An 18,232-nucleotide genomic window follows, 5' to 3' on the forward strand; every position below is an offset into this window, starting at 1 on the left:
CCCGGGCTCCGGCCTCGGCGCTCGTCGCGCCGTCCACGCGGGCGAAGTCGCCGCCGCACCCTTCTCGGCGGCGGCCCCGCACCCCGCTCCCGCTCCCCCACCCCCACCTGCACCGGAGCCGCCGTGAACCGTCTGCCGAGCGCCGACGTCCTGGACCGCGTACGCGACATCCCCCTCTACCGCGCGCACGCCGAGCGCGGCGACTTCCCCGTCCTGGAGAAGCCGGACATCGCCCGGGGCTTCCCCGACAACTGGATGACTCCCGAGCTGGCCCGGGCCCTGGAGACGGGCGAGGCCGAGTTCGTGCTCTCCACCGGGACCAACCACGCCCGCATGCAGATCATCCGGCCGCCGTACTTCCTGCTCCGCTCCTACTACCGTCTGTGGAGCGAGCACCCCGACCTCGGTGCCTCCTGGCACACCGGAGCCCGGCGGGTGTCGCTGACCACCGTCCTCGCCACCGAACACGTCGCGCGCGTCAACGCCCGCAAACCGGGCGCGACTTCGGGCGAACGCTGGCTCGACGACCGCACCCTGTACCTCAACCGACGGCTCGACCCGGCCGATTGGGAGCGTCCCGAGGTCGAGCGGATGCTCGCCGAGATCCGGGAGGCCGGCGCCGCGCACCCCGAGGGCTCGTACCTCCTGGACTGCTCCGGCTATCACCTGGCGCATCTGGTCCGCAAAGTGACCGAGTGGGATTTGTGGGACGGCTTTCCGCAGCCGGCCGGCATCGTCCATGCCTACGAGTACACGCCGTCGAACGTCCGCGCCTACCTGCGCGCCCACTTCGACTGCCCCGTGGTCGACCTCTTCGGCAGCACGGAACTCGGTTACCTCTTCTACAGCGATGCCGAGGGCCGCTATCAGCCCTATCTGCACGACATGAGCGTGGAGTTGATCCCGGTGGAGGAGGGCAGCGGCATCCACAGCCTCATCGTCACCAGCATCCGCAACCCCTACATGCCGCTCGTGCGCTACCGCTCCGGTGACTGCGTCCGCACCCGCGACGGCGGCACCGACCCGCAGCAGATCGTCTCCTTCTGCGGCCGCGAGAAGGAACTCCTTCCCGCGCCCGGCGGCCCCGTAGCCCAGGCCGACCTGAACACCCGCATCGCAGCCGCCTGCCCCCGCGTCTTCCTGCACCAACTGCGGCTGACCGGCGAGGACCAGTGCCGGCTGTGGTGCACCACGTTCGACGGCGCGCCCCTGACTCCCGGTGAGGAGAGCGAGCTGGCGGCCTCCGTCAGCGCCCTGACCGGTCGCTCCTGTCACGTCGAGCACCGCACCCACGTACCGATCGGCCGCTCGGGCAAGTACGCCTGGCTGGCCACGCCCGACCCCGCCTGACGCTCCCGCTCCCTCACGCCCGCTCGCCCGCAGCGCCACCGCCAAGGACAACGCCATGCCCACACCTGCCGCCGCACCCTCCCCATCCTCTTCCTCCTCCTCCGCCGAAGACGGCACCGAAGCAGCCCCCACCGCCCGTGAGTTGCTCGGCAGCGCCCTGCACGACGAGGTGGTGGCGCACTTCGCCGCGAAGCCCGGCGCCCCGGTCGCCTCCGTCGTCACCCACCAGGTCCGCGAGTGTCTGCGCTACCTCTACTTGGTCTCGCGCCACCCCGACCGGCTCGGCGGCCTCTTCCTGCCCGTCGAGCAGGACATCGACGAGATCTGGCACTACCTCATCCTGCAGACGCGCGAGTACCGGCAGCTGTGCGAACAGCGGCTGCCCGGCGGCCACTTCATCCACCATCGCAGCATCTCGTACGACGCCTACCAGGCGGACCCGGGGCGTGAGACGGCCGCCGAGGAGGCCCTGCGGTGGATCCCCCTCTACACCGCCGCGTTCGGGCCCTTCGACGAGGCCGCGCTGCCGCACTGGACGGTCGTACGGTTCCTGCACGAAGAGCTGGAGCTGTCCCTGGCGCAGATCGCGGACCTCGACGTCGGCGAGCAGCCGCCCGCCCCCGGCCGTCACCCCCTCGGCACACCGTGACGACCGCTCCGGAGCGCGGAACGCCGGTGCGGGGAACGGCATGACCGCCACCGTCACGCGGACCGGAGATGAGGCCTCACCCCGCGTGCTGCGCCGCGTGTTGGCCGTACTCGTCCTCTCGCAGGCGCTGGGCGGCGCGGGCATGGCGGCCGGCATCACCGTCGGCGCGCTGCTCGCCGAGGATCTGCTCGGTTCCACCGGCCTCGCGGGGCTTCCGGTCGCCTTGTTCACCGCGGGCGCCGCCCTGGGGGCCGCGGTCATCGGGCGCGTCTCACAACGCCTGGGCCGACGCCCCGGTCTGGCACTCGGGCACGCCGTCGCCGCGCTCGGCAGCATCGGAGTCGTGGCGGCGGCCGCGGGCGCATGGGCGGGGCTGCTGCTGTTCTCGCTCTTCGTGTACGGAGCGGGCACGGCCACCGGTCTCCTTGCCCGGTACGCGGGCGCCGACCTCGCCCCGCCCGAGCGGCGGGGCCGCGCCACCGGCACGGTGCTCCTGGCGACCACGCTGGGCGCGGTCGCGGGACCCAACCTCGTCGGCCCGACCGGTGCACTCGCGCACGCCTACGGCATCCCGCGGCTGGCCGGCCCCTTCCTCCTTGCGGCATGCGCCTACACGGCAGCAGGTCTTGTGCTGCTGGTGTGGCTGCGCCCCGACCCCTTGCACCTGGCCCGCCACCGGCCGGCTGCCGTGGCACCGGCCACGGCACCGGCAACGGCACCGGGGGCGCAGGAGCGCTTCTCCCCCGGTGTCATCACCGGCGCCACCGTGATGATCACCGCCCAGCTGGTGATGATCGCCGTGATGACGATGACTCCCCCGCACATGACCGGGCACGGCCACAGCACACAGGCCGCGGGGTTCGTCATCGCCCTGCACGTGGGCGCCATGTTCCTGCCCTCACCGCTCAGCGGTCTGCTCGCCGACCGGCTCGGACGGCTGCCCGTGGCGGCCGCCTCCGGGGCCGTCCTGCTGAGCGCGGGTGTGCTCGCCGGTCTCGCCCCGCCGGACAGCGTGCCGCTGCTGTCCTGTGCCCTGGTCCTGCTCGGCCTGGGCTGGAACCTCGCACTGGTCAGCGGCACCGCCATGATCACGGACGCCGCCCCCGCCGACAGCCGTGCCTCGGTGCAGGGGCTGGCCGACGTGGGCATGTCCCTGGCGGGCGCGACGGGCGGCATGGCCTCGGGTCTGGTCGTGGCGGGCGGCGGTTATCCGCTCCTGGCGGTGGCCGCGGGCACGCTCGCCGTCGCGGTGATCCCTGTGGTGGCCCGTTTCGCCGCGGCGGCCCGTTGGGAGAATCGAGCAACCGTGCAACGATGCCCGCGAGTTGACCTCGATCACAGCGACAGACCGCGAGACGTGTGACGCACATCCAGGCCATCACGCATGGAGACGTAAATGCCGACCATGGTTGTCATCGGATACAGACCGGATCTCGACCAGGCGCTGCGACGCCGGGGCCTGAGCCCCCATTACCTCGCGCAGGCACCGTCGATTCCGCCCGCGGACCGACGATGCACGCTCGTCGCCGACATGGAGAACGCCCAGGAGATAGCACGCGCCGTCCTCGCCGCGCGCATCGATGACCTGGCGGGTGTTCTCACCGTCCACGAGATGGGTGTCTTCGGGGCGGCCTACCTGCGCAGGGAACTCGGCCTTCCCGGGAACGCGGACTCGACGTCCACGCTCGGTTTCCGGGACAAGTTCCTGCAGAAGAGCCGGCTACCGCCTCATGTGCGGCGCGCTCGCTGCCGGTACGTGTCACACGACACCTCCTTCGCGGAGCTCGCCGGTGATCTGGGCGAGGTCTTCGTCGTCAAACCGGCGACCGGAGCGGGCTCCCTTCGCACGAACATCGTCCGTTCCGCGGAGGAGTACGCACGGGCGCTGGAATTGTTCTCCGGCCGGTCGGACGTCGAGGTCGTCGCCGAGTCCTTCGTCGATGCCCCCGAGGTCTACATGGACGGCATCTGGCAGAACGGCTCTCTTCGATGGTCGTCCATGACCCGCTATCACCTGTCGCCGCTCAGCGCGGCACAAGGCGGCGTCCTGGCCGCGCACTTGCTGGACAGGAGACGGAACTCGGCCCTCTTCACGCGCATGGAGACGCTCACCGGTGACGTATTGGGAAGCCTCGGCGCACCCGACTGTGTCTTCCACCTCGAGGCCTTCGTGGAGGAAGCGGGTCTGACCTTCGGCGAGTGCGCCATCCGCCTCCCCGGCGCACTGTCCCCGCAGATCAACCAACTGACCTTCGGTGTGGACCTGTTCGACGCCGAGATCAGTCTCGCGCTCGGGGAGGAGCTCACCCAGCCCCTGGAGCACGTCCCACCAGAGCGCCTGCACGGCTACATACTTCTCCGCAGGCCTGCCGGCGGGAGGCTGACGCGGGAGGACTTCGAACGCCGCTTCTCCTTCGACGACATCGCGTACTCCTCGTCACCCCACACGCCGCCGGGGCCGTACGGCAAGGTGGGGCACGCGATCGTCTCCGACCCGGACGAGCTGGAACTCCAGAAGACGATCGAGGAGATCGTGCGCTTCAACGAGCTGGGCGGCTGATCGTCGGCGAACGCGGCGAAATCCAGGCGCAATCCGGATGCGTGACCCGCGTTTTCCGGGGCACCCGCCTCCTAGGCCCCGCCGCGTCCCCCCGTCGCGGCGGGGCCGCTGTCCGTCATCGGCGGCTGCGCACCAGCAAGTACACGAAGTACGGCGTACCGACGGCCGCCGTCATGAGCCCCGCGCCCAGCTGCGCCGGGGCGATCACGGTCCGGCCCAGCAGGTCCGCGAGGCAGACGAGCGTCGCGCCCAGCATCATCGCCACCGGGACCACCCGCAGATGGCGCCTGCCCACCAGCGCACGGGCCGCGTGCGGCGCCACGAGTCCCACGAAGCCGATCGTGCCGGCCGCGGCCACCGCGGTGGCGCTGAGCAGCACGCTCAGGACGAGGAAGCCGAGGCGTCCACGGGCCAGGTTGAGGCCCAACAGCCGCGGGGTGTCCTCGTCGAGGGACACGAGGTCGAGTTCCTTGCGGCGCGAGATCGCCACGACCGTCGCGGCCACGAGCACGGCCGCGACCGGCAGGACGTCGGTGGCGGTGCGTCCGTAGGTGGAGCCCGAGAGCCAGATCAGGGCCTTGGTCGCGCTGAACCGGTCGGTGAGCACGATGACCAGGCTGATCAGCGCGAGGGAGCCCGAGGACACGCCCATGCCGACGAGGACGAGCCTGCTGTTCTGGAAGCCGCCCCTCGCCGCGAGCCCGAAGACGATCAGGGAGCTGACCACGGCACCCGCGAACGCGGCGCCCGCGATGTCCCACGACCCGGAGCCCGGCGCCGAGGTGACGAGGATGATGGCGCCGAGGCCCGCCCCTCCGGAAACGCCGAGGGTGCCGGGTTCCGCGAGCGGATTGCGGGTCACCGACTGCACGAGCGTGCCGGACAGCGCGAGCGCGGCGCCCGCGAGGAGCGCGGCGTACACGCGGGGCACGCGGGTGTCGAGGACGAAGGTGATGGCCTGGCCCGACTGGCCACGGACCCAGTTGACGACGTCGCCGAGCAGGAACGTGCTGTCGCCGACGAGCACCGCGGCGATCGTGACGCCGACCAGGGTGGCGACCAGCAGTATCACGGTGATGACGTAGGCCGTGCGGCTCGGGATGCGCAGCCGGTCCGGCGCGGTGGCGTTGGCGCCGTCGCGGGTGCGCATCGCCATGACGACGAGGAACACGGCGCCGACGACGCTCGTGATGACGCCCGTGGGCACGGTGACGGCGGTCTGCGCGGACGTCACCGCGCGCAGGAGCACGTCGGAGCCGAGCACGAGGGCGGCGCCCACCAGACCCGCGACAGGGATGCGGATGCGGTGGCGTACCAGGGCGCGGAAACGACCGGCCAGCGGCCGCACGAGGGCCGGGGCGCACAGTCCCACGAAGGCGATCGGCCCCGCGAGGGTCACCGTCGCGGCGGCGAGCAGCGACGCGAGGACGACGGACGCGACGCGCGTGCCGCGGACCGGGACCCCGAGTCCGTGCGCGGCGTCGTCGCCGAGGGCCAGGGCGTCGATGCGGCGGGCGATCAGCAGGAGGCCGGCGAGTGCGGCCACGATGACGGGCGCCATCTGCACGACGCCGTCGAAGCCGTTCTGGCTGATGCTTCCCTGACCCCACTGGTAGAGGCCCTCGGTCCGTTCGGGGAAGAGCAGGAGCAACGCCTCGGTGATGGCGTTGAGTCCGAGGGCGAGCGCGCTGCCCGCCAGGACGAGGCGTACGGTCCCGGCGCCCCGTCCCGACACCGCAAGGACGACGGCGGCCGCGGCGAGACCGCCGAGGAACGCCACTCCCGACGAGGCGAGCAGCGGAGCCGTGGCACCGCTGGCGACCAGGATGGTCACCGCGAGGTAGGCGCCGGTGTTGACGGCGAGGGTGTCCGGTGCGGCGAGCACGTTGCGGGTGACGGCCTGCAGGGTGGCGCCCGCCGCGCCGAGCGCGACGCCGATGAGTATCCCGGCGACCATGCGCGGCATGCGTGAGGCGATGACGACGGAGGAGTCGCCCTGCTCGGCCTGGCCGGTGAAGGCCTTCCACACCTCGCCCGCACCGACGGACGCGGTGCCTTGCGTGATGTCGACGACGGCGAGAACGGCGACCAGAAGAACCAGACCGGCCGTCACCGCGACCGCGCCCGTCGGGGACGACGAGACGGCGCGCTCGGGTGTGGCTGAGGGTGTTGCGGTGACGGCCACGGTCTCCTACTTCTTCAGGCTGTCGATGAGGGCGTCGATGTACGCCTCCATCGCCTGCGGTCCGCCGAACATCCAGATGCCGTCGGGCAGACGGTGGACCTCGTCGTCCTTGACGAACGGCAGCGACTTCCAGACGGAGTTGTCGGCCAGTTCGTCGGTGAACACGTCGGAGCTGTCGTCGCCCTTGTTGCCGATGTAGACGAACTTGACGTCGTCGGGGAGCTCGGTGAGGCCCTCGACGTCGGTGGTGGCGAGGCCGTAGTCCTTGTCGCCCTTGATCTTCCAGGCGTTCTTCAGGCCGAGGTCCTCGTTGACGGCGCCGAGCAGCGAGTTGCTGGTGTAGCCGCGCAGGGAGACCTGGTTGGAGGCGGCGTAGCCGTCGGCCATGGCGATCTTCGAGCCGTCGAGCTTGGCCTCCTTCAGCGCCTTCTTGCCTTCGGCGACCTTCGCCTCGTACGACTCCTTGGCCTTCTTGGCCTCGGCGGTCGTGCCGGTGGCCTTGGCGATGACGTCGAGCGTGTCCATCATCTGGCCGACCTGGTCGGAACCGTCGGCGGCCTTGACCTGAAGGACGGGGCCGACCTTCTTCATCTGCTTCACCGCGGAGGCCGACATGTCGGTCGTGGTGACGATGAGGTCCGGGGTGAGACCGGCGAGCGTGTCCATGCTCGGCTCACCGCGGGTGCCGATGTCCTTGGGGTCGTTCTTGAGCGGGACGGCGGAGTCCCACGCCTTGTAGCCCTTGACGTCGGCGACGCCGACCGGGTCCACGCCAAGCGTGACCATGGACTCGACGACGTTCCACTCGGTGCCGACGACCTTCTTGGCCGGTCCGTCGAGCTTCACCTCGGCGCCGTTGGCGTCGGTGACGGTGATCGGTTCGGCCTTCTTGTCCGAGCTGGTCTTGGCGGGCTCGGAGGTACCGCAGCCGGACAGGACGAGGGCTACGGCGCCGGCGGCCGCCGCGGCGATGAGGGGGCGTCTCATGAGGAGTGGAGCCTTTCACTTCTGCTGTGGTGGCGGCCTATCGCGCGGGTGCGCAGCCGGCCGGTGAGGGGGTCTGTGTCGACCTCGATGCGGATGCCGTACGTCTCGGTGAGGCGCTCGGGACGCAGGACGTCCTCGGGGGCGCCGTCGGCGACGATGCGCCCGGCGTCGAGCAGGGCGATCCGGTCGGCGACGGCTGCCGCCTGGTCGAGGTCGTGCAGGACGACGCCGACGGCGATGCCGCCGTCGTCCGCGAGGTCACGCATGAGGTCGAGGAGTTCGATCTGGTAGCGCAGGTCGAGGTAGGTGGTGGGCTCGTCGAGGAGGAGCACGCCGGTCTCCTGGGCGAGACAGCTGGCGAGCCAGACCCGCTGCAGCTGTCCGCCGGAGAGCTGGTCGACGGCGCGCTCGGCGAGGCCTTCGACGCCGGTCAGGGTGAGCACGCGCTCCACCACGGCCGCGCCCCCGGCGTCGGCCTGGCCCCAGCGCCCCCGGTAGGGGTAGCGGCCGAACTCCACGACGTCACGGACGGTCAGGCCGCCGGGCGTGGGACGTCCTTGGGTCAGGAGCGCGACGCGCCGGGCGAACTGGCGCGCGGTGAGGTCGAAGCCGTCGGCGGCCTCGGTCGTGCCGGAGTCGAGGGTCAGCGTGCCGAGCCGGGCGCCCTGCAGCCGGGCGACGCTGCGCAGCAGGGTCGACTTGCCGCTCCCGTTCGGGCCGACGAGGGCGGTCACTTCGCCGGGCTTGAGCTGGAGGGCCGCGTCGTGCACGACGTCGACGCCGTCGTACGACACGGTCATGTGCTCGGCGGACAGTTCGTGACCGCGCGGACGTGTTGCGCTACCTGCGCGTTCACCTGATCTCACGGCGTGCAGGTTAGCCTAACCTTAGTCTGGCTGGAAGTAGGGGGTCCCGACCCGGGCGAAAAGCACGCACGGAACTTCTCCGGTCACGACCGCGTCCCACACTCCCTTTGCCCCTCAACCCACCTCCCCCGCCGCCCAGTTGCACGGCAATGCCGCCCATCGGCGGAGCTGATGGACGGCATCTGTCGGTGGCGCTGAGGCGCCCCTGCTCGCTCAGTAGAGCTTCGCGACGGCCTTGATGGTCGTGGTCTTGAAGTCGCCCACCTGCGCGTGGGCGAAATTGCCCATCTGTCCCCAGTGGACGACCGTCACCGTGTTGCCGTCACGGCCGACCGAGAACATGTTGATGTCGGAGGAGCCCGTCGTGGCCTCGGTGTGGACGCCGTAGACATGGGCGCCCTCCTCGATGTTCAGCTTTCCGTAGTACTTCTGGGTCGCGGTGACGTCGGGGTTCTCCTTCATCACCTTGTCCGAACAGCCCTGGAGGTTCTTGCGCAGCAGGGCCGCGAAGTCCTTGGCGCGCTGCTCGCTGCGCTCGACCACCGTCACCTGGAGGGCGCCGGTGTCGTACTCCGTGCGGTAGGCGCGGTGCACGGAGATCGAGGGCAGCGCCTCCCCCACACACATCGGCAGCGGGTCGGGCTGCCCCGCCGTCACCGGCCCCGCGGTCCACGCCGACGACGCGTGCGGCGGCAGTTCGGACGGAGCCAGAAACCGGGGCGAACCGGCGGCGGCCGCCGGACTCGTACCGGCCACCACACCCGCCACGGCCACCGCGGCACCCAGCGCACACAGTCCTCGGTTCATGCGAACACTCGTCATCGTCAACTCCCCGTTTCGAGAAGGTCAGCTTGCCTGCCCTCACACCACATACGACCCGCGACACCCCGTGCTCGTTGCCCCCGCCCACGTCACAGCCCTGTCCGTGATGTCACCGAATGGCTACCTCCGCTAACGGCCGGGCGTGCGCGGCCCCGCGGACCCGCGGACCCGCCGTGAGCCACGGGTGACGGGAAGGGGAGGATTGCTTTCCGCCCGCTTCCGCGTGACGGACCCGGGCAGCACGTGTCCAAGGGGTCGAACCGGGAAGACGGCGCAGTGCGCCGTCCGCAGGAGACAACGAGGAGTAGCCCCATGGACAGTTCCGCTGCGCCCGAAGGCGCGGGGCACACCCCCATACCGGGCGGGTCGGGCGCGCTTGCCGCCCCCGCCGGGCCGACCGGGGACACCTCGGCATGGGCGCGGCGGGGTGAGGCGCTGCGGCGCACCCCGGTGGCGATGTGGAACGACGACGTCTCGGACTGGGCCGCGGCCCTGACGTACTACGCGATTCTCGCCCTGCTGCCCGCGCTCCTCGTCACGGTCAGCCTGATCAGCCTGGTCAGCCCCGACACCACGCAGGAGCTCATCACCGAGGTCACCGACTGGGCGCCCGCGCAGTCGGGCAGCGCCCTGAACGAGGCGCTCACCGAGATGGCCGACGCCCACGCGGCCGCCGTGACGGTGGTGATCGGCGGCGGGGTCAGCGCCCTGTGGTCCGCCTCCAGCTACGCGGCCGTCTTCCGGCGGGCCCTGCACGCGATGCACGGCGTAAAGGACACCCGGCCCGTGTGGCGCAAGGCGCACCGGGTCCTGATGACCGCCCTCGCCCTGCTCGCGCTGCTGGCCGCCAGCGCGCTCCTGCTCGTGGTGAGCGGCCCACTCGTCCAGACGGTGGGGCAGCGCATCGGGGTCGGCGACGCGGGACAAACCGTATGGACCGTCATGAAATGGCCCGCTCTGGTCTGCCTGGTGGTCCTGCTGGTCCTCGTGCTCTTCCGCAACGCGCCCCCCGCGGAGCGCGGATGGCGCCGCAGCCTGCCCGGCGGCCTGCTCGCCGCGCTCCTGTGGCTCTTGTCCTCGGGCCTCTTCACCTTGTACGCCACGGGGTTCGGCACCTACGGCAAGCTCTACGGCTCCCTGGCCGGAGTGGTCGTCTTCCTGGTGTGGCTCTGGGTGTCCAACCTGGCACTGCTGGCCGGAGCCCAGTTCACGGTGGAAATGGCCCGCGCACCGGCAGCGGTGGCCCGGGCCTGAGGTCTGGCTCTGTCCGGTGGCCACCCGCTACCAGGGCGCGATCGGTTCCATGCCCGTGCGGCGGCCCTGGTCGTCCAGGAGGTGGCCCATCCGTTTGACCGTCCGCAGGCCGACGATGCGGTCGGTGACGGTCAGCGAGGGCAGGCGCGCGCACAGAGCCGTCTCCCGGCGCTGGATGTCCGCGATGTCGTGCACCCAGAGCGTGGCGAGGACATTGGCGGGGCCCGTCACGCCCGCGACCAGGCGGCATTCGGGGAGCGCGGCGAGTGTGCGGTGGACCGCGCCCATGTCGCGCGCCGGGACCTGGGCGAGCAGGGTCAGCGGCACCGGGTGTCCGGCCAGCGGGGCGGCGAGGTCGCAGCGGAAGTTGAGCACGCCCGCGTCCGTCAGGCGGCGCAGCCTGCGGCGGACGGTGGCGGGACTGGTGTCGGTGCGGTCGGCCAGTTCGGCGAGGGCCAGGCGGCCGTCGCGTACCAGGGCGTCGAGCAAGGTCCGGTCGACGGCGTCCAGTTCGAGTACCCGGATCTGATCGCCGGCCCCTGAGGCGGAGTTGCCCAGCGCGGAGAGCTGGGCGGGGTCCAGGGAACGCAGCCGCCAGCGGCTTCCCTCGACGTACAGCGAGGTGGCGAAGAGGCAGCGGACCGAGGTGATGCCGGGCAGCGCGTCCAGTGTCTCGGTCACGAAGCGGCCGAGCGAGGCGAGATCCGGGGCGAGCACGTCCAGGAACAGGTCGGCGCTGCCCGGCGCGGTGACCTCGATCGTGGCGGCCTCGGGGAACGCGCTGAGCTCGGTGATCAGCCGCGACCGCGCGCCCGGGGCGCAGCGCAGCAGCACGAAGGCGGTGCAGCGGCTGCGGGTGAACTCCCTGCCCGGCACCGCGTACACCCAGGCGAGTCCGGCGCCGCAGAGCCTCTCCCAGCGACGCGCCAGGGTGCTCGCCGTGACACCCAGGAGGGGCGCCAGCTCGGACCAGGAGGCTCGCGGGCGCAGCTGGAGAGCGTTCACGAGGGCGAGATCGAGCTCGCTGGCCGTCGTCCCCTGCCCCACCACGCCCCCGCTCCCTCACATGACCGTTTCTCGCATCGGACGCGCTTCGTACGTACGAATCCTTCGATCTGCACGGCCGCACGCGCCCCGGCCCGCACAGTAGCCACCACTTCCGGTTCCCGGCCACCAGATGAGGTGAGTCTTTGTCCACGCACACATCGCGGCCACGGCTGCGAGCAGCGGGTTCAGGCCCAGGGATGCTCCCGGCCATGGCCGTCGTCGTGGTGTTCAGCGGCATCGTGCAGGGCTACCTCACCCCCCTGCTGCCCGAGCTCGGCCGCCAACTGAACATCGGCGGCGTAGGCCAGAACAACATCTACCTGCTCTCCCAGCTCGCGTTCGCCGTGCTGACGCCCCTGCTCTCACGCCTCGGCGACCTCTACGGACATCGCAGGCTGCTCCGCGTGGCGCTCGCCATGGTCGCGGGCGGCTCGCTGCTGATGGCCGCCTGGCCGACGGCGGTCACGCTCGCCGTCGGAGTGGTGCTGCAAGGCGCGCTGGTCGGCTTCTTCCCGCTGCTCGTCGGGATCCTGCGCGCCCGGGCCCCCGAACGCAATCGCACCGGGATATCCCTTCTCGTCGGCGTGCTGCTGATCTCCATCGGGGTGGGCGGCCTCGTCGCGGGCACGCTCAGCGAGCAGCACGCGGCGGCCGGACTGTGGACGGCCGTGCCCGTCGCCGCCCTTGCCCTGCTCGCCGGGGCCGCGCTGCCCGACAGCGACATGCCGCGCGGCGGGCGCTTCCACTACGGGGCGGCCGCCCTGCTGACCGGCGGGCTCGTCGCGCTCGTCCTGGTCCTCGCGCAGGGCGGCTCCTGGGGGTGGTCCGCCCCTTCGACACTCGGGCTCGGTGCGCTGGCCATCAGCCTCCTCGCGGCGTGGGTGGCCGTCGAGCGGCGGTCCGCTCATCCGCTGGTGAGCGTGCGGATGCTGCGGAATCCGCGGCTCGCCGTGGTCAGCGGCCACACCTTCTGTGCCGCCTTCGGCACCATCGGCTTCCTCGGCGCCAACGCCCTCTTCCTGGGCGCCTCCCCGGCCGAGACGGGCTACGGCATGGACATGGGTCCGCGGACGATCGCCACCGTCTCCCTCGCCATGGTCGTCGCCGGGTTCGGGGGGTCCACGCTGACGCCGCGGCTCGCGGACCGTGTGGGTGACCGTGCGGTACTCGTCGCCGGGGGCGGTCTCATCGCGCTCGGCTTCGTGGGGATGGCGCTCTTCCACGACACGCTCACGCAGTATCTGGCCGCCGCTCTCGTCGTCGGCTTCGCCACCGGGCTCTTCGAGTCGATCACGCGCACGCTGTCGGCGGAGGTCGTCGAGGACCACGAGACCGCGCTCGCCGTCGGCCTCAACGAACTGGCCCTGTCTCTCGGCGCGGCCATCGGCGCCGCCGTGATCGGCGCGTTCTTCACCGCGCACGTGGTGCGCGACACCGGACACATCGGGATGTCCGGATACCTGTGGGGCTGGGGCGCGTGTGCGGCCGTCGCCGTCGCCGGCTCGCTCCTCGCGCTGCGCTATCGCGCACCGGGGGCGGTGGACAGCCCCGCCGTACGACCGTCCGAACGCGTGGCGGAGAAGGAAGGGATGGCATGACAGACGTGACCGAACACCGGGCGGAGAACATCAACGAGGCGCGCGAGGCGGTGACTTGCGCCGTGCGCCGCTGGAGCGACCGGCTCGTCGGCCTCAGCCACAGCCTGCACGCCGAGCCGGAGACCGCGCTACAGGAGCACCGCTCGGCCGCGAAGATCGCGGATCTGCTCGCGGAGGCCGGATTCGACGTGACCCAGGGCGTGGGTGAACTGCCCACCGCACTGGTGGCCGGCTACGGCAGCGGGGAGCTGGTGCTCGGGTTCTGCGCCGAGTACGACGCCCTGCCCGGCATCGGCCACGCCTGCGGGCACAACGTCAACGGCGCGGCGGCGGTCGGTGCCGCCGTCGCACTGGCCGCCGTCGCGGACGAGCTCGGCCTGACCGTCAAGCTGATCGGCACCCCGGCCGAGGAGGACATCGGCGGCAAGGTGCTGCTCCTGGAGGCCGGGGTCTTCGACGACGTCGCCGCGGCCATGATGGTGCACGCCGCGCCGGAGGACTCCGTCGGCGCGTCCTCGCTGGCCATCGGCGCCTGGGACGTCACGTACACGGGCAAGCCTTCGCACGCGGCCATCGCGCCCTGGGAAGGCGTCAACGCTCTCGACGCGATGGCCCTCGCGCACACCGCGATCGGACTGCTGCGCCAGCAGCTGCCGCCCGGCACGCTGGTGCACGGCATCGTCACGGACGGCGGCCAGGCCGTGAACGTGATCCCCGCCCGCAGCGCCGCGCGCTACGAGATCAGGGCCCCCTCCCTGGAACTGCTCTCCGAGGTGCGCGACCGGGTGCGCCACTGCTTCGAGGCAGGGGCGCTGGCCACCGGCGCCACCCTCGAACTAAGCCTCCACGGGCGGGACTTCGCGGAGCTGAGGCAGGACCCGTACCTGACCGGGGCCTACGTCAGGGCGGCCCAGGGTCTCGGGCGCACGGTCACCTCGCGCCAAGGCGAGACGCTGGCCTCGACGGACATGGGCAACGTCTCGCGGCTCGTGCCCACCATCCACCCGACGATCGGCTATGACACCGGGGGCGCCCACCAGCACACCCCCGCGTTCACGGCCCACGGCAAGAGCCCCGGCGCGGACCGCGCGGTGCTCGACGGCGCGACGGCCCTTGCCCTGGTGGGCGTCGAGCTCGCGGTTTCGGCCGAGCAGCGCCGCAGGCTGCTGGACGGGGTCGCTCGACGGCGTCTCTGAACGGGGCTCGGCGGGAGCGGCCGGTGCGGGTCCGCGTTGTGCGCCCCCGGGCGGAAAACCGGGGCGTCGCGCCCGCGTTCGTTCTTCCCTGCGCGCCGCGTGCGCTCCCCCCGCGGGGGTTCGGCCACGGCACGCACCGGTGATACGCCTGAAGGACGAACTACTCGTGTGCGTGTTCCCCCACGCGGCATCGAAGAGGAGTCATCCCATGGCCTCGTTCGACACGGGACGGTTGTGCGCGATCGTCAAAATCCTGGACCAGGCAAGCACCCACCTCCGACTGGCCGCCCGCGAGCACTCTCCCGCGGGCACCACGCCCGGCATCACGTCAGCCGGCCTGACCGAGTCCGGCATCACCACGCTCCTGAGCGTCTCGGAACAGGCATCGGGCAGTGTCCGGCGCGCTCTCGTCCACATCCGCAACGGCGAGGATCAGCGCGCCCAGCGTGAACTGGACCGGGCCCGGACCCAGCCCCCGTGCGTGGCAGCCCTCGCCACACCCGCCGGACTGCCGCGGCCCCTCCCCCGGCGCGTGAACACGGCGCTGCGTCTGATGCAGGGGATCACGAACTTCTTCCCCTCCGAGACGGAGCAGGTCTTGGTACGGGCGGCCCTGCCGTAGGGAGTGAGTCCGCGCCCCCAGGATGGGTCACCCGATTGGGCTAGTACACGGAGCAGTGGGCTAAATCGCCTCGATCGCCCCAAACAGCCCGTTCAAGAGCCTCGATCGAGCTCTCCGCACACGCTCAGTGACTCTCCTGGTTGCGGCACCCACCGGTCCGGAGCGGGATGGAGGCAACGCGTGCGGCGTCCGTGGCGAGATTCGATTCTGCCCGTCGCGCGCTGCGAGGGAGTGATCACCCATGACTCAGGGCGAGGCCTTCACCAGCGCCGACGGGCTCGCGGGCCTTACGGCCTACGACCGGACCGGCGAGAAGATCGGCAGCGTCGAGCAGGTGTATCTCGACGACCGAACTGGGCGTCCCGAGTGGGTGACCGTAAAGACCGGTCTCTTCGGCATGAAGCAGAGCTTCGTGCCGCTCGCCGGTGCCCGCCGCCAGCAGGACGAGCTGCACGTGACGGCCACCAAGGAGGCCGTCAAGGACGCTCCGCGCGTGGACGCCGACCAGCACCTCGAGCCGGGCGAGGAGCAGGAGCTCTACACCCACTACGGGCTCACCCGGCCCACCGGCACGCCCCGCTCCGCCCCGGCGGCCGGTGGCCGTGCGGGTGCCGCGGGCATGGCCGGAGCCGGTGCGGGTGCCGGGATGGGCATGGGCGCCGGCGAGGGACGCAACGCAGGCGCACGTGAGTTCGCCACGCGCTCCGGCATGGGCGACGACAGCAAGCGCGACGAGATGATCCGCTCGGAGGAGCACCTCCGCGTCGGCACGGAAGAGCACGAGGTCGGCCGCGCCCGACTGCGCAAGGTGGTCGTCAGCGAAGACGTGAAGACCTCCGTCCCCGTCTCCCACGAGGAAGTTCGCGTCGTACGCGAGCCCATCCGCGAGGGTGACCGCACGCGGGCCAACATCGGCGAGGAGCAGACCGAGGTGACCCTGCACGCCGAGAAGGCGGTGGTCAGCAAGGAGTCCGTGCCGGTCGAGCGGGTGCGCCTGGAGACCGAGAAGGTCACCGAGACCCAGGAGGTGTCCGACACGGTGCGCAAGGAGCAGATCGAGTTCGACGACGCCAAGGGCGAGCGCGGCGTGAAGGGCGAGAACATGCGTGACCGGAAGCAGGGTCCGCGCCACTGACGCCTTTCAGGCTGCCCCGTTCGAGGGCAACTGACGTGGAGGGAGGGAGCACTCACCCCAGTGCTCCCTCCCTTCACGTCCGGTTGCTCCGGCATGCTTTGCTGGGCCCGTGAGCCGCGCCGCCGAAGAGACCAACCGCCGCATGCTGCGGGCCCGGGACGCGATGGACCGCTCCTACGCGCAGCCGCTCGACGTCCCCGCCCTGGCCCGCATCGCCCACGTGTCGCAGGCGCATTTCACGCGCACCTTCCGCGCCACGTTCGGCGAGACCCCGCACCGCTATCTGCAGCGGCGCCGGGTCGAACGCGCGATGTTCCTGCTGCGGGAGACCGACCACAGCGTGACGGACATCTGCTTCCAGGTCGGCTTCGGCAGCCCGGGAACCTTCAGCCGCACTTTCCGCGACATCGTCGGCCGGTCGCCGCGGCAGTACCGCAAGGAGGCGACGGCCGTGAACGTGCCGACGTGCTTCACGATGGCCTGGACCCGCCCCAACACCTGACCGGCCAAGGCCCGTTCACGGAGCACCAAGTTCCGAGCACCGAGCAGTTCTGGATAAGTTTCCGTCCGGCAATCCCAGTAGCGTGATGGCCATGTTCAACGCCATCACGCACTCGCAGATCTACGTACTCGACCAGGACGAGGCCCTTGAGTTCTACGTCGGCAAGCTCGGCCTCGAGGTCAGCGCCGACGTCGACCTGGGCTTCATGCGCTGGCTGACCGTCAGCATCCCCGGGAACCCCGAACGCCAGATCCTGCTGGAGAAGCCGGGCCCGCCGGCGATGTCCGAGGAGACGGCGCAGCAAGTCCGTGAGCTGGTGACGAAGGGCGCGACGGGCGGTTCGCTCATCTTCAGCACCGAGGACTGCCGCAAGACGTACGAGACGCTGCTCGCCCGGGGCGTCGAGTTCACCGAGGAGCCCACCGACCGCCCGTACGGCATCGACTGCGGCCTCCGCGACCCCTTCGGCAACAGCATTCGCTTCACCCAGCCGAAGAGCTGACGTCTGCCTCAGCGTCGGGTGAGCGGGGTCGTCGCCACGACATGCGACAGCTTCTCCGGGTTGCGGACGTAGTAGAGGCCGACGATGCGGGAGCCCTCGACGACGACCGTCATCACGCCGTCGATCTCGCCGTCCAGGCGGACGAGAAGCGCCGGATTGCCGTTGACCAGGGTCGGTTCGGTGGTGGGCATGCCCGCGAGTTTGCCCATGCCCCCGGCGAACATGCGGGCCACCTGCCCGGCTCCGGTGACCGGCCGCAGCGCGGCGTGCTTGAGGCCGCCGCCGTCGCTCATCAAGACGACCTCCGGGGCGAGCACCTCAAGGAGGACCTGCGGGTCCCCGCTCTCGATCGCCCGCCGGAACGACTCCAGGACCGCCCGGCCCTCGTTCGGGGAGACCGCCCGGCGGGGGCGGCGGGCATCGACGTGGCGGCGGGCGCGGTGGGCGATCTGCCGGACGGCGGCGGGGCTCTTGTCGACGGCTGCGGCTATCTCGTCGTAGCCGACGTCGAAGGCCTCGCGCAGCACGAAGACGGCGCGCTCGGTCGGTGACAGCGTCTCGAGGACGAGCATCAGCGCCATCGACACGCTCTCGGCGAGCTCGACGTCCTCGGCCACGTCCGGTGCGGTGAGCAGCGGCTCGGGCAGCCACGGGCCGACGTATGCCTCCCTGCGGCGCTTCATCGTACGCAGCCGGTTGAGCGCCTGGCGGGTGGCGATACGGATCAAGTAGGAACGCTGGTCGCGCACTTGCTCCTGGTCGGCCTTGATCCATCGCAGCCACGTTTCCTGGAGGACGTCCTCGGCGTCGGCCGCCGATCCGAGCATCTCGTAGACGACGGTGAAGAGCAGGTTGCGGTGAGCGAGGAACGCCTCGGTCGCCGGGTCAGTGGTTTCGTCTTCGTCGCTCATCTCTCGTGCCTTCCCCTCGTCCTTCCACGGCAAGATCCTCGCAGCA

The 18,232-nt window shown here is 71.2% G+C and carries 17 protein-coding genes; 11 read left to right on the forward strand and 6 right to left on the reverse strand.

The features are described from left to right. Window positions 1-123: 123 nt before the first annotated feature. Genes AB0I66_RS07630 through AB0I66_RS07645 form a run of 4 tightly spaced genes read left to right on the forward strand, consistent with a single transcriptional unit; the run spans window position 124 to window position 4,559 of the window. Window positions 124-1,350: a hypothetical protein gene (locus tag AB0I66_RS07630; RefSeq protein WP_363206839.1), complete on the forward strand. Its 1,227-nt coding sequence runs from the start codon at window positions 124-126 to the stop codon at window positions 1,348-1,350. A gap of 55 nt (window positions 1,351-1,405) precedes the next feature. After that, the gene (locus tag AB0I66_RS07635; protein ID WP_363206840.1) at window positions 1,406-1,999 is read left to right on the forward strand and encodes a hypothetical protein; all 594 of its coding nucleotides are present in this window, start codon (window positions 1,406-1,408) and stop codon (window positions 1,997-1,999) included. A 40-nt stretch (window positions 2,000-2,039) separates the two neighbouring features. Further along, on the forward strand, window positions 2,040-3,362 hold the full coding sequence (locus tag AB0I66_RS07640; RefSeq protein WP_363206841.1) for an MFS transporter: 1,323 nt from the start codon (window positions 2,040-2,042) through the stop codon (window positions 3,360-3,362). Between the two features lie 33 nt (window positions 3,363-3,395). Next, complete coding sequence (locus AB0I66_RS07645) at window positions 3,396-4,559, forward strand: ATP-grasp domain-containing protein (protein WP_363206842.1); 1,164 nt, start codon at window positions 3,396-3,398, stop codon at window positions 4,557-4,559. Between the two features lie 115 nt (window positions 4,560-4,674). Here the strand turns inward: AB0I66_RS07645 and AB0I66_RS07650 are convergent, their stop codons facing one another. The 4 genes from AB0I66_RS07650 to AB0I66_RS07665 all read right to left on the reverse strand — a co-directional run bounded on the left by AB0I66_RS07650 (window position 4,675) and on the right by AB0I66_RS07665 (window position 9,404). Beyond that, window positions 4,675-6,744 (reverse strand): iron ABC transporter permease, encoded by a 2,070-nt coding sequence (locus AB0I66_RS07650; protein ID WP_363206843.1) that lies wholly within the window; start codon window positions 6,742-6,744, stop codon window positions 4,675-4,677. 6 nt (window positions 6,745-6,750) lie between these two features. Further along, window positions 6,751-7,731 (reverse strand): iron-siderophore ABC transporter substrate-binding protein, encoded by a 981-nt coding sequence (locus AB0I66_RS07655; protein ID WP_363206844.1) that lies wholly within the window; start codon window positions 7,729-7,731, stop codon window positions 6,751-6,753. Beyond that, entirely contained in the window at window positions 7,728-8,597 is an 870-nt protein-coding gene (locus AB0I66_RS07660) for an ABC transporter ATP-binding protein (RefSeq protein ID WP_363206845.1), read from the reverse strand. The genes AB0I66_RS07655 and AB0I66_RS07660 overlap by 4 nt, the downstream gene beginning before the upstream one ends. 213 nt (window positions 8,598-8,810) lie before the next feature. After that, a complete protein-coding gene (locus tag AB0I66_RS07665; protein ID WP_363206846.1) occupies window positions 8,811-9,404 on the reverse strand; it encodes a hypothetical protein in 594 nt (197 codons plus the stop codon). 327 nt (window positions 9,405-9,731) lie between these two features. On the opposite strand from AB0I66_RS07665, the gene AB0I66_RS07670 reads away from it, so the two are divergent. After that, window positions 9,732-10,673 carry a YihY/virulence factor BrkB family protein gene (locus tag AB0I66_RS07670; RefSeq protein WP_363206847.1) on the forward strand — a complete coding sequence of 314 codons (942 nt, stop codon included), beginning with the start codon at window positions 9,732-9,734 and terminating at the stop codon, window positions 10,671-10,673. 27 nt (window positions 10,674-10,700) lie between these two features. Here AB0I66_RS07670 and AB0I66_RS07675 read toward each other — a convergent pair whose 3' ends face one another. Beyond that, on the reverse strand, window positions 10,701-11,723 hold the full coding sequence (locus tag AB0I66_RS07675) for an Lrp/AsnC family transcriptional regulator (protein WP_363206848.1): 1,023 nt from the start codon (window positions 11,721-11,723) through the stop codon (window positions 10,701-10,703). A 206-nt stretch (window positions 11,724-11,929) separates the two neighbouring features. On the opposite strand from AB0I66_RS07675, the gene AB0I66_RS07680 reads away from it, so the two are divergent. The 6 genes from AB0I66_RS07680 (at window position 11,930) to AB0I66_RS07705 (ending at window position 17,275) form a co-directional block, all read left to right on the forward strand. Beyond that, entirely contained in the window at window positions 11,930-13,318 is a 1,389-nt protein-coding gene (locus AB0I66_RS07680) for an MFS transporter (protein ID WP_363206849.1), read from the forward strand. Next, complete coding sequence (locus tag AB0I66_RS07685; RefSeq protein WP_363206850.1) at window positions 13,315-14,514, forward strand: amidohydrolase; 1,200 nt, start codon at window positions 13,315-13,317, stop codon at window positions 14,512-14,514. Before AB0I66_RS07680 ends, AB0I66_RS07685 begins: the two co-directional genes overlap by 4 nt. A gap of 208 nt (window positions 14,515-14,722) precedes the next feature. Continuing rightward, window positions 14,723-15,136: a hypothetical protein gene (locus AB0I66_RS07690; protein ID WP_363206851.1), complete on the forward strand. Its 414-nt coding sequence runs from the start codon at window positions 14,723-14,725 to the stop codon at window positions 15,134-15,136. A 241-nt stretch (window positions 15,137-15,377) separates the two neighbouring features. Continuing rightward, on the forward strand, window positions 15,378-16,271 hold the full coding sequence (locus AB0I66_RS07695) for a PRC and DUF2382 domain-containing protein (RefSeq protein WP_363206852.1): 894 nt from the start codon (window positions 15,378-15,380) through the stop codon (window positions 16,269-16,271). A 109-nt stretch (window positions 16,272-16,380) separates the two neighbouring features. Continuing rightward, window positions 16,381-16,773: an AraC family transcriptional regulator gene (locus AB0I66_RS07700; protein WP_363206853.1), complete on the forward strand. Its 393-nt coding sequence runs from the start codon at window positions 16,381-16,383 to the stop codon at window positions 16,771-16,773. 91 nt (window positions 16,774-16,864) lie between these two features. After that, a complete protein-coding gene (locus tag AB0I66_RS07705) occupies window positions 16,865-17,275 on the forward strand; it encodes a VOC family protein (RefSeq protein ID WP_363206854.1) in 411 nt (136 codons plus the stop codon). Window positions 17,276-17,283: 8 nt separating this feature from the next. Here AB0I66_RS07705 and AB0I66_RS07710 read toward each other — a convergent pair whose 3' ends face one another. After that, on the reverse strand, window positions 17,284-18,186 hold the full coding sequence (locus AB0I66_RS07710; RefSeq protein WP_363206855.1) for an RNA polymerase sigma-70 factor: 903 nt from the start codon (window positions 18,184-18,186) through the stop codon (window positions 17,284-17,286). Between the last annotated feature and the right edge of the window lie 46 nt (window positions 18,187-18,232).

The organism is Streptomyces sp. NPDC050439 (assembly GCF_040655335.1).
Lineage (GTDB): Bacteria > Actinomycetota > Actinomycetes > Streptomycetales > Streptomycetaceae > Streptomyces.

Coding starts and splice junctions, on each gene's coding strand:
- AB0I66_RS07635 (WP_363206840.1), top strand. CDS start 1,406: ATGCCCACACCTGCCGCCGCACCCTCCCCATCCTCTTCCTCCTCCTCC.
- AB0I66_RS07640 (WP_363206841.1), top strand. CDS start 2,040: ATGACCGCCACCGTCACGCGGACCGGAGATGAGGCCTCACCCCGCGTG.
- AB0I66_RS07645 (WP_363206842.1), top strand. CDS start 3,396: ATGCCGACCATGGTTGTCATCGGATACAGACCGGATCTCGACCAGGCG.
- AB0I66_RS07655 (WP_363206844.1), bottom strand. CDS start 7,731: ATGAGACGCCCCCTCATCGCCGCGGCGGCCGCCGGCGCCGTAGCCCTC.
- AB0I66_RS07665 (WP_363206846.1), bottom strand. CDS start 9,404: ATGAACCGAGGACTGTGTGCGCTGGGTGCCGCGGTGGCCGTGGCGGGT.
- AB0I66_RS07670 (WP_363206847.1), top strand. CDS start 9,732: ATGGACAGTTCCGCTGCGCCCGAAGGCGCGGGGCACACCCCCATACCG.
- AB0I66_RS07680 (WP_363206849.1), top strand. CDS start 11,930: ATGGCCGTCGTCGTGGTGTTCAGCGGCATCGTGCAGGGCTACCTCACC.
- AB0I66_RS07685 (WP_363206850.1), top strand. CDS start 13,315: ATGACAGACGTGACCGAACACCGGGCGGAGAACATCAACGAGGCGCGC.
- AB0I66_RS07690 (WP_363206851.1), top strand. CDS start 14,723: ATGGCCTCGTTCGACACGGGACGGTTGTGCGCGATCGTCAAAATCCTG.
- AB0I66_RS07695 (WP_363206852.1), top strand. CDS start 15,378: ATGACTCAGGGCGAGGCCTTCACCAGCGCCGACGGGCTCGCGGGCCTT.
- AB0I66_RS07705 (WP_363206854.1), top strand. CDS start 16,865: ATGTTCAACGCCATCACGCACTCGCAGATCTACGTACTCGACCAGGAC.
- AB0I66_RS07710 (WP_363206855.1), bottom strand. CDS start 18,186: ATGAGCGACGAAGACGAAACCACTGACCCGGCGACCGAGGCGTTCCTC.